Raw genomic sequence first — 14296 nt, forward strand, 5'->3', positions numbered from 1 at the left:
TTAGTTCAGGTTTATATCTTTTACCATATCGTCTACCAAAGCTTTCTGAGCAGCGTCGGTAGCAAGATTTTTTCTTAATAGTTTCTCTGTTACTTCTAAAGTAAGCTGGGCTACTTGATTTTTCACTTCATTGAGGGCAGCTTTCTTTTCATTCTCGATTACAGCTTTTGCTGATTCGATCATTTTTGCACCTTCAGTGGCTGCTGCTTGTTTTGCTTCTTCTATCATTTTTGCAGCAGCATCATTGGCTGTTTTCAAGATGTTATCTCTTTCAATTCTTGCTTCTTGAAGTAGTTTCTCGTTTTCAGCCTTAAGGTTTGCCATTTCAGCTTTAGCTTGTTCAGCTGCTTTGAGGGCAGTCTCAATGCTAGTCTCTCTTTCTTCAAGAGCACTCAATATTGGTTTCCAAGCAAACTTTACTAAGATGAATAGTAGGGCAAGGAATCCAATCAATTGCCAAATGATAAGTCCAGAACTAGGTAGTATAAGATCCATTTATGTTTTTGTTATAATTTCGGATTTGTTCAAATCAAGAGAAGGGATTGGCCAATCGCCAATCCCTCTTTTCTTTTGTTCTTAGAAAGTAAGACCACCTGCGTTCAATGCAATAAGTAGACAAACTACTACCGCAAACAGGGATACTACCTCAATAAGAGCTGCAATGATCAACATGGCAGTCTGAACTTTACCAGCAGCCTCTGGCTGACGAGCAATAGATTCCATAGCCTGACCACCAATTCTACCGATACCTAGACCTGCGCCAATCGCTACAATTCCAGCACCGATACCTGCACCCATAAGTGCTAATCCAGCAGACAATAATAATGAAGTTAACATACGTGTGTATTATTTATAAATTGAACAAAGAAATTTTTAATTAATGATGCTCATGCTCAGCCACAGCCCCACCAATATACATGGCAGTGAATAGCGTAAATACATAAGCTTGAATAGTGGCTACCAAGAGCTCGATTACATTCAAGAATGTTACCATCAAAGTACTCACTACTCCTATTGCATAAGATTCAAAGATGAAAACCAATGCGATAAAAGCTAATATCACAATGTGGCCCGCAGTGATCGCTACAAATAGACGGACCATCAATGCGAATGGCTTAGTAAATAAACCGATGATTTCTACAGGTACGATTACCAACAATAATGGAACAGGTACACCTGGAGTCATGAATACGTGCTTCCAGTATTCTTTATTTCCATTCACATTGACAATAATAAATGTCAAAACGGCAAGGGTAGCAGTCACAGCGATGTTACCTGTTAAGTTGGCTGCACCTGGGAGTAATCCCATCAAGTTGCCTATCCAAATGAAGAAAAATAATGTCAACAAATATGGAACGAACTTCTTGTATTTCGGTCCGATAGATTTGTAAGCGATTTCATCTCTTACGAATATTACGATCGGCTCTAAGAAAGAAGCTACACCTTTAGGTGCTTTCACACCGTTTTTCTTGTAGTGAGAGGAGGCCGACATTACTAGGAATCCCATTACGATCACTACTAAAAACAGCATGGCCACGTTTTTGGTGATAGATAGATCTACAAAAGATCCTCCATCTGCTCTGTGTAAATGCTCATGAGCATCTATGTAATAAACTCCCTGACCATGTGCCTCGCCAAATTTGTGCGTTTCCTGATCTTGAAAATCAAATGACATAAAAAACTCTAACCCCCTGTCTGATGAATATAATATTACAGGTAGAGGTAGTGTTACATGCGTATGGCCTAAAGTGGTGAAATGCCACTCATAGGAATCCTTTATGTGGTGCATGATAAAACCAGTTTTATCTTCTTCGTCACCCGAAGCGAATGTTGGGGTGGAGAATGTCAGCAAAAAGGCTGAGAATAAAACGCTTAAGCAAAGAAACTTACGGAACATCAAATCGTATTTTTATGACCTATTTTGAATGCGGGCGCAAATTAGCTATTAACCCGTATATATCAAATATTAAGTAGAACAAATAAATTACAAAGAAATTAACTACAAACAGAATTATATTTTCGACATCCAAAAACAAGAATATCACAATGAATCCTAAGCTTGCCATAAATCGTATGGCAGTAGCGCCTAATAGGATATTTGAGGAGTTTTCTTTGCTAATCCTCATAAGGTAATGAACAAATGCACCAGTAACCCAAGTCAGCAAAGCAAAAAATGATAATATCTTCCAGATAGCATCATGTACCCATCTCGGCTGAATGTAATTCTGAAGGATATATATTACACCCGCCAAAACTAATGTTAAAGCGAGAATCCTTACTGTGAATATTTTGATGTTAGACATGCCTCTCTGAATGAAGGCGCAAAATTAAGGCTTTTTTCTCTTATCTTCTATCTTATTTTCATTTTTAAGTGATTGAAAAAGTTGATAGAAGGCAATACCAATAGATAAAAAGCAAAAAAGTAGGAGCCAGATAGGGAAATCTAGCTCGCTTTTTTTTTGAATTACCCAGCCCAACCATGTTCCAAGTCCTATGACTGCACATAGTTGAAAGGATAATCCAATGTATCTTATAAAACCCTGATCATTGTTCGATGAGGACTTTTTCTTTAGGTGCTCCAATTTTTAGGTTTTGATTTGATGGTTGTGTTATTTCTCCCATTTGGCATTTTCCATTGAAAGATGCGCCATTCTCTATGACGAGCTTCTGTGTATAGATGTCGCCATTGATTTGAGCAGTCTTTTTAAGGTATAATATACCTTTACAATGAATTTCACCTCGAACTATGCCTGCGATTTCAGCTTCTACTGAAAGTACATTTCCAATCACCAAAGCTGATTCTCCGATTACAATTTTATTTCTGGAATCTAAAATTCCTTCTACTTTTCCTTCTACTCTTATATTTCCTTGAGCTTTGATGTCTCCTTTGATGACGGTCTCTTTGGAAATCACATTACTGGAATTGACCATTTCAACCACAGATTTGTCGTCTTGCTTCTTGAACATGTCTAATTAAATGTTATAAATTCTTGGGGATTGAGTGAGTTGCCTTTGAACCACAATTCGAAGTGCAGGTGTTGGCCTGTGGTTAATTCGCCTGTATTCCCGATGATTGAGATGATCTCTCCACCTCGGATCACATCACCTACAGACTTCAATAATACGGAATTATGTTTGTAAAATGAAACCAATTCATTGGCATGTTGAATTCCTATCACATAACCTGTTTCCAAAGTCCACGATGCCATTACAACTGTTCCTGCAGCTATCGCTTTGACTGGCTCATTTTCCGATGCCACAATATCAACACCAAAATGTCCCATATTTGGTTCATAAACTGATACTACTACGCCTCTTAGTGGAGGGAATAAGTAAGTTTCAGTAAAAGAGGATGATACGATTGTTGTTGGATTGTTGAAGTCCATAGTGACTCCTTTGAACTCACTTTCTATGGATTTTGTAGCTTCACTTTTTTCGAATAAATTGATTTCTTTTCCGCTGTTTCGTGCTTGAACGGGTAGTGAATCTTCACCCATTACAGCTTCCATTTCATTACCTGATATGACTCTTTGGATATTTTTGACATATTGATCCCTTTGCTTTACCTCTACCAAAAGGGAGTCAACAATATCTGCCAGCTCTATAATCCTGGCTGTATTTTCTGATTCTAAGTATTCCGGATCAAACCATGCTTTGAGAAAAGTCCTTGAAGCAATCAACGAAAATCCGACGCTTATAAAAATAAATAGTATAAGAATCAATCCTAACTTGAGTTTAGTAATACTTATTGAAGTGATGACCGAAAAGTCTTCTTCTTTTCTTATGACAAATAGAAACTTTGTCTTTAGCCAACTCTTTGATTTTTCTCGTAAACCCAATTTTTTTTATTTTGAATGATTTTCTGATTCTCAAAAATATAATATTAATCCAAACCGTTTAATAAATTGATTCAATTCCTTTACTTTGGATACTTATTACTATTGATCTCAGCAATGAAAACGCATTATTACGGCTTCTTCTTATTTTTCTTGCTGTTTTTTTCAGCCTGTTCCTCTGAAAAGAACACTTTTACCAATAGAATGTATCACAATACCACTTCTAGGTACAATGCTTATTATTTATCCAATTTAAAGATTCAGGAACTTGAACAGTCCATCAAGAAAAGCCATAAAGAAGATTATAGCCAAGTACTTCCTATTTTTTATCCTATAGATAGTGCAGTGATAGAAGAAAATGAAGAATTGCTCAAGGAGGCTAGAGCGTTTTCTTCCAAAGCCATAGACTGGCATCGCATTAGTAAATGGGTAGATGATAATTACTTTTTGATAGGTATGGTGGAGTTTTACAAAGCGGATTTTGATGATGCTATTAATACTTTCAAATATCTAAATGTCAATAGTAAAGATCGTAATTTGAGACATAGGAGCTTGATTCAATTGATGAGGATTTTTATTGACCTCAAGCAGCATGATGATGTGGTCTATGTGATTGATTATTTGTCAAAAGAACAGAAGATTAGTTCTGAGAATAGGTTTTTATTATTTCAGACCCTGGGACATTATTATCATTTACAAGGCGATGTCGAGGGGAAAATCGGAGCACTTGACAGGGCTGCAGGGTATGCAAAGGACAAGAAAGAAAAGTCTAGAATAAATTTTATTTTGGCTCAACTTTATCAAGGTGAAGGATTGGACGCTTTGGCTTACAATTTTTACCAAGAATCCCTTAAAGGTAATCCTCCTTATGAGAGGAGCTTTTATGCACAGTTGTATTCTCAGCAAGTAGCTGAGTTGGACAAGTCAAAAGACATAAAGAAAGTTAGAGCTTACTATGATGATTTGTATAAAAACAGTAAAAATAAAGATTTAAGGGATGTAATTCTCTATGAGAAAGCGTTGTTTGAACTCAAGCAAGATGAAAGGGAAGAGGGAGTCAATCTTTTGAAAAGAGCTGCAAAAGAAGAAGGTAGTAACCCGATCCAGAAAGGTTATATCTATAAAAAGCTTGCAGAAATCAGCTTAGAGGATGATAAAAATTATAGAATGGCAAAGTATTATCTAGATAGTGCTTTGATGAGTTTTCGTCCAATAGACCCTGCTTATGATCAGATCAATAGACAGAAAGGAATCTTAGATGAATACGTTACCCATTTTGAAACGATTACAACAAATGACAGTTTGATTAGCCTTTCCAAGCTCAGCCCTGAGCAGCAGGAGCTAGTTGCACAAAACTTCATCAAAGCTGAAGAGGATAGGTTAATTCAATTGGCAGCGGCAAAGGAAAAAGCGAAGAGTAATAATAAAATGTTTGATAATCTTCTTGCTTTTAGTGGTAGATCATCTGGTTCAGGTGAGAGTTTTTACTTTGATAACCCAGCTGCAATGCAGCAAGGCACAATTGACTTCGCGAGAAACTGGGGCAATAGACCTTTAGAAGATAACTGGAGACTGAGTTCACAGAGCTTTTCTACTTCCTCTATGAATCAAACAGAAGAAGAACTTGCTTATGAAGAAGAGGAGAATGATGAGGAAAGCCAGTTTTCCCAAATCCCATCAAAAGAAGAACTCTTAAGTGCCATCCCAAAGTCAGATGAAGATATCAATAGATTGAATGGAGAACTAGAGGTTGCTTATTTTGAATTAGGGAAATTGCTTTTCTTTGATTTCAAAGAACCAGAGTTTTCTATAGAAAATTTGGAGACACTAATCACAACTTTTCCTAATACCAATAAAAAGCCAGAAGCCTATTACATCTTGCATTTGGCGCAGAAGGAGCGTGGAGGGAATTTTGAACTTTACAGTCAAAGGTTGAATAGAGAATTTCCAGAATCTCCTTTTACATATTCTGTCAATAACCCAACCAAGATCTCAGGTAATCAAGCGTATTTAGCATCTTCCAATAATTATAAAAAGGCCTACGAGTTGTATCAAGCTCGAGACTATACTAAAGCAAGAGGGCTGCTAAGAAATACCCTTGAGGAATATCCTCTTACTAGGAATACAGATAAAATCATGTTACTTGACGTGATGATATCTGGAAAGATTGATGACCGAGAGCGATATCAGAGTAGGTTGGAAAACTATATACAAAGCACCGAAGATGCTGACCTTACAAAAATGGCAAGGAATATGTTGATTGCTCTCACTGGTGAAATCCCAAAAGAAGAAGCTACTGAAAATCAAGATGAAAATGTTGGTGATGAGAATGAAAGTGTAGCTAAAGATGAATCAGAGGAAGCTTCGGTATCACCGTACAAAGAAAATCCTAATCAAACTCATATCTTTGTGATTGTGTTGGATGCTGAGAAGGCGAAAGAAGCTAAAGGATTATTGGCTGATCTTGAAACTTTTCATAAGGCAAATTTCGCAAATGCTCGTCTGAGAACGGGGAACATGAACCTAAACAGAGAGAATGCTATTTACATAGTGAGTCCATTTAACAATGGAGAAAAGGCTACCGATTATAGAAAGAAATTCATGGAGGCTTTTGAATATTCTTCACTATCAGAGCAAGATAAAAACAACACTTTACTCATTTCAATTGAGAATTTCCAAGAGTTGAATAAGTTGAAAGACATAGAAGAATACAGAAACTTCTACAAAAAAACGTACAAATAATATATCTCAATCATAAAAATGACCCAAAAATTAATAAAGTATATCTGGATTATCTTCCTAGCTGGATTTTTTGGTTTTATCATCTTCCTATGGTCCGTAAGTGTAAACTTCCTTGGATTGTATGGTGAGTTACCTGATTTCAAAGCGTTGGAAAATCCTCAAAGTGAATTAGCTTCTGAGCTTTACTCTTCTGATGGTGTATTGCTTGGTACTTATTTCAGAGAAAATAGGAGCCCAGTCACTTACAATGACCTTTCCCCAAATGTTGTCAATGCATTGATAGCTACTGAAGATATTCGATTCAAAGAGCACTCTGGGATTGATTTTCAAAGTATGGGAAGGGTGCTGTTCAAATCCTTGATTCTTCGCCAAGGTGCTGGAGGTGGGAGTACTTTGTCTCAACAGACGGCAAAAAACCTTTTTAAGACTAGAAATCAAGAATCTCAAGGATTGTTGAGTAGGATACCTGGTCTTCGCATGCTTATTATAAAAACCAAGGAATGGATAGTAGCAGCGAAGCTTGAGAAAGCTTACACCAAAAACGAGATCTTGACATTATACTTGAATACTTCTGAGTTTGGAAGTAATGCATATGGTATCAAAACAGCGGCAAAAACCTTTTTTGATAAGACCCCGAATGATTTGAATGTGCAAGAATCAGCAGTTTTGGTTGGTTTATTCAAAGCCCCAACATACTATAGTCCAGTCTTCAATCCAGAGAATTCACTAAGAAGACGAAATACAGTACTTGCCCAAATGTATAAGTATGACTACTTATCAAAAACCGAATTAGATTCATTAAAGGCTTTGCCTATAGAGCTCGACTATAGGGTTCAAAGTCACAATCAAGGTCAGGCGCAATACTTCAGGGAAGTTATCAAAGAGGACTTGATAAAATGGACAAAAGAGAACCTAAAAACAGATGGAACGAGCTATGACCTCTACGGTGATGGTCTAAAAGTATTTACCACAATAGACAGCCGTATGCAGCGCTTTGCAGAGGAAGCTGTAGATGAGCATATGAGAGATCTTCAGAAGCGTTTTGAGCAAGAAATGGGGAGCAGAGATCCATGGATAGATTCTAATGGTAGGGTGATTCCTAATTTTCTAGAAACTCAAGTAAAAAGGACAGAGGCTTATCGCAATCTGGTCAAAAGGTATGGTAACAATGCTGACTCTATTGACATCAAGCTAAACGAGAAAAAGAAAATGAGGGTATTTTCTTGGGACAAAGGAGAGATCGATACGTTGTTTAGCACTATGGATTCTTTGAGGTATTATAAAAAGCATCTTCAGACGGGTTTTGTATCGATGGATCCTATGACTGGACATGTCAAAGCTTGGGTTGGTGGTGTAAATCAAAAATATTTCAAATACGATCACGTCAAGAAAGGTAAAAGACAGCCAGGGTCTACATTTAAGCCCTTTGTGTATGCTGCTGCCATAGAAAATGGCTACAGCCCTTGTTATACCGTAATAGATCAGCCAGTAGAAATCAATATCCCTGGTCAGCCTACTTGGAGTCCAAAAAATGCAAATAGCAAGTTTTCTTATGAAAAAATGACCATTAGAAAAGCTATGGGACAATCTATAAATTCCGTGACTGCCTATATGATGAAAAAGTTGAGCCCCAAAGTAGTAGTCGAAACTGCAAAAAGGTTAGGCATCACGAGTGAACTAGAGGAAGTTCCTGCCTTGGCACTTGGTACTACAGATGTGACTATCTATGAAATGGTAGGTGCATTTGGTACTTTTGTCAACAAAGGTGAGCACATTACTCCTTTCTATATTGATAGAATAGAGGATAAGAATGGGAACTTATTGTATCAGTTTACCCCAAAGAAAAGACCTGCTATCTCAGAGGAGCATGCTTATTTGATGGTGTATATGCTTAGAGGTGGATTTGAAGAAGGTGGGGGTACCTCTCAAGGTGTTCCCTACGCACTAAGAGATGGAGGGAATGAACTTGGAGGAAAGACTGGGACTACACAGAATGCTTCTGATGGCTGGTATATGGGGATTAGCAAGGATTTAGTGTCAGGTGTATGGGTAGGTGGAGATGATAGGGCTATTCACTTTAGGAATTGGGCCAACGGGCAAGGTGGCCGAACAGCACGGCCGATTTGGGTCAAGTTTATGGAAAAAGTTTATGCAGATCCATCTTTAGGGATTACTAAAGGGCCTTTTCCAAGGCCTGAAAGGCCACTAAGCATAGAGATAAATTGTGATGAGTATGAAACACAGAGTAATAGATACAGTGACTTTGATTATGATGCAAGAAGAAATGATTTTTAGTAAATTAATCTTTAGTCTTTTGAAATCAAATTTTAGTATGTATACCGTTAAGTTAAAGAAATTCTAATTTGACGAGTTACAGATGTTTTAATCCCTGCTACTTCATTTCAAAAATGAGCTAGCAGGGATTCTTATTGTATCAGGTGTTTATTAAGGATTCAACCCTAGTTGGTGATTTTTCTGTCAATAGTCTTCTTTTCCTAAAATCTAGATAATCCTTAGCCAAATTTACAATCTTCATGATCTCATTTTTTATATTTGTAAGTACATGGAAGCATCCTTTTATTCACCAGAAACTTATTCACAATTGCCAGACGCCCCAGGTGTCTACAAATACTACAATGAAGATCAAGAATTAATTTATGTAGGTAAGGCAAAGAGTCTCAAGAAGCGTGTGGCTAGCTATTTTGTCAAGAATTCTGGTGTCAATTATAAGACTAGACGAATGGTAAAGGAGATTCGAAAGATTGAGATTACCCTGGTCAACTCTGAGCTTGATGCACTACTTTTGGAAAACAACCTCATTAAAAAAGCTCACCCAAAGTATAATATTCTCCTTCGTGATGATAAAACATATCCATACTTATTGTTGACCCATGAGAATTTTCCTAGGATTTTTCCTACTAGAAAGATGATCAAGGGTAGAGGGACTTATTTTGGACCCTTCGCGAGTGTCAAGGCAATGAACAATGTTTTGGATCTTATCCGTAATCTTTTCACTATTCGTACCTGCAAACTAGATCTAAGCCCCTACAAAATAGCAGAGCAGAAATATAAAGTTTGTTTAGAGTTCCATATAGGAAATTGTCTTGGCCCTTGCGAGGGACTGCAAGGAGAGCCTGCATATCTGCGTGATATTGAACAAGCGAAACAAATATTGAAAGGAAATTTGGGAATACCCAAAGGCTTTTTTAAAACCAGGATGCAAGAGGCAGCAGAGCGTTACGAATTTGAGTTGGCTCAGCGGTTTAAGGATAAATATGATCTATTAGAGAAGTATCAGGCCAAATCGATGGTAGTGAATCCAAGTATCAAGGACCTTGATGTATTCACGATTGTGACAGATGAAAAGCTTGCCTTTGTAAATTATCTTAAAATCAAGAATGGCAGTATTCATCTTACCAAAACAGTTGAGCTTAAAAAGCGTCTGGATGAGTCGGAAGAAGAGATGCTCATTACCGCTATTATAAGACTTAGGGATCAATTTCAAAGTGAGTCGCCAGAGATACTGATCAATCTTGAGCTAGAAGAGGAAATCGAAGGTTTGAATATAGCAACCCCTAAAATCGGTGACAAAAAGCACCTGATAGATCTCTCATTGAAAAACGCCAAATTCTATAAAAAGGAAAAAGCATTGGCACTAGGTGAAGTGCAAGATAAAAAGTCAAGGGTTCTCAAGCAGCTTCAAGCAGACCTTTCTTTGCAAGAGCTTCCAGATCATATCGAATGCTTTGATAACTCTAATATCCAAGGGACACATCCAGTGGCGTCAATGGTTTGTTTTCTAAATGGTAAACCAGCAGTAAAAGAGTATAGACACTACCATATTAAAACCGTAGAAGGGCCCAATGACTTTGCGTCAATGACCGAAGTAGTAGGAAGGCGCTATAAACGGATATTAGAAGAAAATAAGCCTCTTCCTAAGCTGATCGTGATCGATGGTGGTAAGGGGCAATTGTCGTCTGCTGTAGAAGCTTTAAAAGAAATTGGGATTTATGGAAAAGTACCGATCATAGGTATTGCTAAGCGACTTGAAGAAATCTATTTCCCAGAGGACTCTTATCCAATTCACATCGATAAGAAATCTGAAGCGCTTAGACTTTTACAAAGGGTCAGAGATGAAGCACATAGGTTTGCGATTACTTTTCACCGAGACATCAGAAGCAAAAATGCTATCGGTACTCAATTGACGGCCATAGAAGGTATCGGAAACGAAACAGCGGACAAGCTTTTGAAACATTTTAAGTCTGTTAAGAAAATCCAACAGGCCAGACTAGAAGACATTGAAGTCGTAGTTGGTAAGCATAGAGCAGAAAAAGTATATCAAGCTTTAAATGAAAAAAGCAGCGATTGAATTATCAACCGCTGCTTTTTTTTTACCACTCCCAAAGGGCATTTTCCCAATCGAGTAGTTTGTATTCAAATTCTAAAGCATCTAAGAAAGCTTGAAGTTCTGGATTCGGATGATTTAGATCAACCATATCTACAATAAGCGCATTGTCTTTATTTGCATATTTTCTTACCACAGACCTGAATAACCTCAAGTCAAATGCTTGATCATATCCTAAATCTTTTGAGGCGTTTTGAAAATTGATCCATTTAGCCTCCGGATGATCTTGGAAGTGATTGTAGAAGTCTTTGAATCTGATAAATGCTACAGTTTTCTGACCTGCATTGGCGTTGGTTTCTGAAGGCATTACGATTTCTAAGTATTTTATATCAAACTTGGTTTGAGAATGATGCTTGTCAAATAAGAAATCCTCTCTAAAATCCAAGTAGTATAGGTTCTTCATGAAAATACTATCACCATTTGCCGCCATCCAAAATTTGTTTTGGAATTCTGCGATGGACAATGGCTTTTTGAACTCCTCATCCTCAAAAACCTCAAGTGCATTCTCTTCAACTATAGCTTTGTAGATATTTGCCATGATTCCATTGGACTTGGAATCACCTGCTCCATATAGAGGTTGGTTGAACTTCTCTCTTAAGTCTATTCTTCTCCAGACAGCAATCTGATACATTTTATCATCTTCTCTAATCGGTCTGATGGAGTATACTGTATCCTGCTTGAACTGCCTATCACCAGTTCCAGATGGATTCATGCTCGTGGGCACTTGTGCCATCACTTCGACTTGCGTGAACAAGCCTAAAAGCATAAATAGTCCTAATAATTTAGCATGCTTTTTCATATGCTTACAATTTAGCGCCTAAGCGCATGATTACTTGATTGCTATCCTTATGATTTGTGGAGATGACATTGGCATCTTCACTTTTCTTCCTTGGAAATTTGTTCTAGTCACTTCTGTCACCCTGACGATGAGTTGGTCTCCACCCCTGGCTTGTTCTGCTAGATTTCTTATACCTACCGTCTCACCAGCTATGTTTACAGATCCTCTAGGAACTTCACTTCTTACCAAGGTCACTTCACCACCAGTCACTTCGAATTTAGCATCTCTCGCCATTGTTCTAGCAAACGTTGGCTCTGCTTCTGCTCTGATTAAGATACTTTGTATAGGTGCTATTCCTTGACTCAAGTCAATAGGCCCTGAACTTGTCGCAGGAACGATGGTAGGCATAGGTACTGGCTTGATATCATAGGATACATCACCGATTTTATTTCCACCACTTGTCACACCGATTACAGTTTTACCTGATGAACCAGGGATAATTGTCACTTGTCCAGGTTTTGTACCTTGGATAGCTTGACCATTTTGAACGGCAAATGTCGGTGCATAGCTATTACCCAATGCGGGTACATCTATCATCAGGTCATTAGCACAATCTGCATATAGCTGATTGACAACTTCTGACGTTACTCTAATTACAGGTTGTGCTACAAAGTATTCATACTCTATAGGAAGTATCTGATCTTCTCCACCTACATTGGTAATGATTTCCCCTTTAAGCACTCTGCGTGACAATCCTCTATCATCGTATTGACCAGGAGTAGCAGTAAATTCAATTTTACCAAATCCTTCTGCTACTGGTACATCTTTGCCATCTAGCAACATGCGAGGAGCATCTGCTGATGAGCTGGAAGCGATAAACATGTCAGCTTCAAACTTTGTCCCAGCGGCTACTACATTAGAAAGCGCAGAAATTCTTGCCTGTACGATATCAGCTTTGTAAAAGAACGATCCAATGGTGTTGGTAATTGCACTTAGTGCTTCACTTTCTACATTGAGAACTTCATTTTGAAATTGTGATATCAATGTCAAAACTGCACCTATTGGTGATTTGACGAAAGTCAAATTTACAAAATCTTTGGACCTTACATCAGGATCATTTTTGAAGAGATCGATCTCACTAGCGTCTTTAGCAATTGGCTGAAAACTTATATCTATACCAACTTCTCTCAACAATGCAGATACTTCTTCTGGGTATTTATTGAGCGCGTCCTGCATCTCATAACCCTTTCTGTTGTTGTTAAATATATTTCCTGGGATGTCCACATTTTTCAATGCTGAAGTTTTGAATTGTCCCTGATCATCTTTTGCGTTTGATTGCGTGATCAATTCTTGCTTCATAGATTCCAAGTAAGTGAATATCTCAGATGACTTCTTTCTGATCTCCTGAGCTACTTTAACTTTTGGAACATCTTTTTCATTGTTACCTTGCTGTTCTACTGTCCCAGCGATAGACTGTACAGCAAACTCATTTTTTTGGATGTAATTTCTTGAGGTTCTCTCCAAACCATCATTGATCAATACAAACTTCTGTAGGATTTGATTAGATACCTGTAGTGCCAACAATGCAGTCAACACGAGATACATCATCCCGATCATCCGCTGTCTAGGTGTCTCTTTGCCTCCGGCCATATTATTTTTCTAAAAGATTAAACATTTTTATTCAAAACGGGGCTTAACCTTTCATGGCTGATAGCATACCACCATAGATTTTGTTTAGTGAACTTACGTTCGAGTTAAGTTTTGCCAACTCATTTTTAAAGGCTTCGGTTTCTTTCCCAGCTTCATTAAGACCTTCTAATGCCGAGGTCATATTTGCATAGAATTTGTTCAATGTCTTTACGTGAGAGTTTGCATCTTGTAATTCCATCTCGTACACATTGTTTAGTGCAGCAAGGTTTTTGGTAACTGTGACTACTTGAGCGTGGTATTCTTTTGCATCAGTTGAAGCATTTGACATTTCGGTCAGTGCAGCAGCAGTTTTACCATATGATTGGTTGATATCTACTAACGTCTTTGAAGCTGACTTCACGTTTTCTGCATATTCGTTGGTAGCAACAGCAGCGTCTGACAACTTCCCCATTTTTTCTGCTGAGCTTGCTAAATTTTGCATCCCTTTCCCTAGACTTTCTATCAATTCTGGTCCAATTTTAGCCTTTTCAAGCATTTCATCAAGCTGTTGTGTAGCGCTTGGTCCAGTAGCTACTCTGGCTGCTGGTCTTCTTTCTACTGGCTCGGCTCCGGCTAATTCTGGATATACTTTGGACCAATCTAATTCTTCATGCTGAGGCTCAAAAGCTGATAAGAAAAATATAGCTGCCTCCGTAGAAAGCCCAACTCCAATCATCAAACTGGCAAATGGCCAATCTAAGATTTTGAACATTGCTCCCAAGATTACTACTGCTGCACCTATACCATAGATTTTTGGCATGATTGTGCCATAAAACTTATACTTGAATGATTGTTTGTTCTTTTCCATTTTTGTTAAAAGTGAAATGTAAGGGATTAAGTTTTAGC

Annotated in this window: 13 protein-coding genes; 3 read left to right on the forward strand and 10 right to left on the reverse strand. The window is 37.9% G+C overall.

Translation table 11 applies throughout. The annotated features are described in order from the left end of the window. From MM239_RS09060 to MM239_RS09090, 7 genes are all read right to left on the reverse strand, one after another. The gene (locus MM239_RS09060) at positions 1-495 is read right to left on the reverse strand and encodes a F0F1 ATP synthase subunit B (protein ID WP_241347885.1); all 495 of its coding nucleotides are present in this window, start codon (positions 493-495) and stop codon (positions 1-3) included. An 81-nt stretch (positions 496-576) separates the two neighbouring features. After that, entirely contained in the window at positions 577-837 is a 261-nt protein-coding gene (gene atpE, locus MM239_RS09065) for an ATP synthase F0 subunit C (RefSeq protein WP_014771320.1), read from the reverse strand. A gap of 40 nt (positions 838-877) precedes the next feature. Next, positions 878-1897: a F0F1 ATP synthase subunit A gene (atpB, locus tag MM239_RS09070; protein ID WP_241347886.1), complete on the reverse strand. Its 1020-nt coding sequence runs from the start codon at positions 1895-1897 to the stop codon at positions 878-880. Positions 1898-1916: 19 nt separating this feature from the next. Further along, positions 1917-2303 carry a hypothetical protein gene (locus tag MM239_RS09075; protein ID WP_241347887.1) on the reverse strand — a complete coding sequence of 129 codons (387 nt, stop codon included), beginning with the start codon at positions 2301-2303 and terminating at the stop codon, positions 1917-1919. Positions 2304-2327: 24 nt separating this feature from the next. Continuing rightward, entirely contained in the window at positions 2328-2582 is a 255-nt protein-coding gene (locus MM239_RS09080) for an AtpZ/AtpI family protein (protein WP_241347888.1), read from the reverse strand. Then, positions 2545-2967: a bactofilin family protein gene (locus MM239_RS09085; RefSeq protein ID WP_241347889.1), complete on the reverse strand. Its 423-nt coding sequence runs from the start codon at positions 2965-2967 to the stop codon at positions 2545-2547. Before MM239_RS09085 ends, MM239_RS09080 begins: the two co-directional genes overlap by 38 nt. 2 nt (positions 2968-2969) lie before the next feature. Beyond that, positions 2970-3839, reverse strand: coding sequence for a M23 family metallopeptidase (locus MM239_RS09090; protein WP_241347890.1), 870 nt, complete (start codon positions 3837-3839; stop codon positions 2970-2972). A gap of 114 nt (positions 3840-3953) precedes the next feature. Here MM239_RS09090 and porW point away from each other — a divergent pair, with 114 nt between their 5' ends. The 3 genes from porW (at position 3954) to uvrC (ending at position 10947) form a co-directional block, all read left to right on the forward strand. Continuing rightward, entirely contained in the window at positions 3954-6578 is a 2625-nt protein-coding gene (gene porW, locus MM239_RS09095; protein ID WP_241347891.1) for a type IX secretion system periplasmic lipoprotein PorW/SprE, read from the forward strand. 18 nt (positions 6579-6596) lie between these two features. Further along, positions 6597-8873 carry a penicillin-binding protein 1A gene (locus MM239_RS09100; RefSeq protein ID WP_241347892.1) on the forward strand — a complete coding sequence of 759 codons (2277 nt, stop codon included), beginning with the start codon at positions 6597-6599 and terminating at the stop codon, positions 8871-8873. 268 nt (positions 8874-9141) lie between these two features. Next, complete coding sequence (gene uvrC / locus MM239_RS09105) at positions 9142-10947, forward strand: excinuclease ABC subunit UvrC (protein ID WP_241347893.1); 1806 nt, start codon at positions 9142-9144, stop codon at positions 10945-10947. Positions 10948-10969: 22 nt separating this feature from the next. Here uvrC and porN read toward each other — a convergent pair whose 3' ends face one another. The 3 genes from porN to porL form a co-directional block, all read right to left on the reverse strand. Continuing rightward, positions 10970-11749: a type IX secretion system ring subunit PorN/GldN gene (gene porN / locus MM239_RS09110; RefSeq protein WP_394801500.1), complete on the reverse strand. Its 780-nt coding sequence runs from the start codon at positions 11747-11749 to the stop codon at positions 10970-10972. 63 nt (positions 11750-11812) lie between these two features. After that, positions 11813-13411, reverse strand: coding sequence for a type IX secretion system motor protein PorM/GldM (gene porM, locus MM239_RS09115; protein WP_241347895.1), 1599 nt, complete (start codon positions 13409-13411; stop codon positions 11813-11815). Positions 13412-13454: 43 nt separating this feature from the next. Further along, positions 13455-14258: a type IX secretion system motor protein PorL/GldL gene (gene porL, locus MM239_RS09120; RefSeq protein WP_241347896.1), complete on the reverse strand. Its 804-nt coding sequence runs from the start codon at positions 14256-14258 to the stop codon at positions 13455-13457. Between the last annotated feature and the right edge of the window lie 38 nt (positions 14259-14296).

This window comes from Belliella filtrata (assembly GCF_022549775.1).
GTDB classification, from domain to species: domain Bacteria; phylum Bacteroidota; class Bacteroidia; order Cytophagales; family Cyclobacteriaceae; genus Belliella; species Belliella filtrata.

Coding starts and splice junctions, on each gene's coding strand:
- MM239_RS09060 (WP_241347885.1), bottom strand. CDS start 495: ATGGATCTTATACTACCTAGTTCTGGACTTATCATTTGGCAATTGATT.
- porN (WP_394801500.1), bottom strand. CDS start 11,749: ATGCTTTTAGGCTTGTTCACGCAAGTCGAAGTGATGGCACAAGTGCCC.
- porM (WP_241347895.1), bottom strand. CDS start 13,411: ATGGCCGGAGGCAAAGAGACACCTAGACAGCGGATGATCGGGATGATG.
- porW (WP_241347891.1), top strand. CDS start 3,954: ATGAAAACGCATTATTACGGCTTCTTCTTATTTTTCTTGCTGTTTTTT.
- MM239_RS09100 (WP_241347892.1), top strand. CDS start 6,597: ATGACCCAAAAATTAATAAAGTATATCTGGATTATCTTCCTAGCTGGA.
- atpB (WP_241347886.1), bottom strand. CDS start 1,897: ATGTTCCGTAAGTTTCTTTGCTTAAGCGTTTTATTCTCAGCCTTTTTG.
- MM239_RS09075 (WP_241347887.1), bottom strand. CDS start 2,303: ATGTCTAACATCAAAATATTCACAGTAAGGATTCTCGCTTTAACATTA.
- porL (WP_241347896.1), bottom strand. CDS start 14,258: ATGGAAAAGAACAAACAATCATTCAAGTATAAGTTTTATGGCACAATC.
- uvrC (WP_241347893.1), top strand. CDS start 9,142: ATGGAAGCATCCTTTTATTCACCAGAAACTTATTCACAATTGCCAGAC.
- MM239_RS09085 (WP_241347889.1), bottom strand. CDS start 2,967: ATGTTCAAGAAGCAAGACGACAAATCTGTGGTTGAAATGGTCAATTCC.
- atpE (WP_014771320.1), bottom strand. CDS start 837: ATGTTAACTTCATTATTATTGTCTGCTGGATTAGCACTTATGGGTGCA.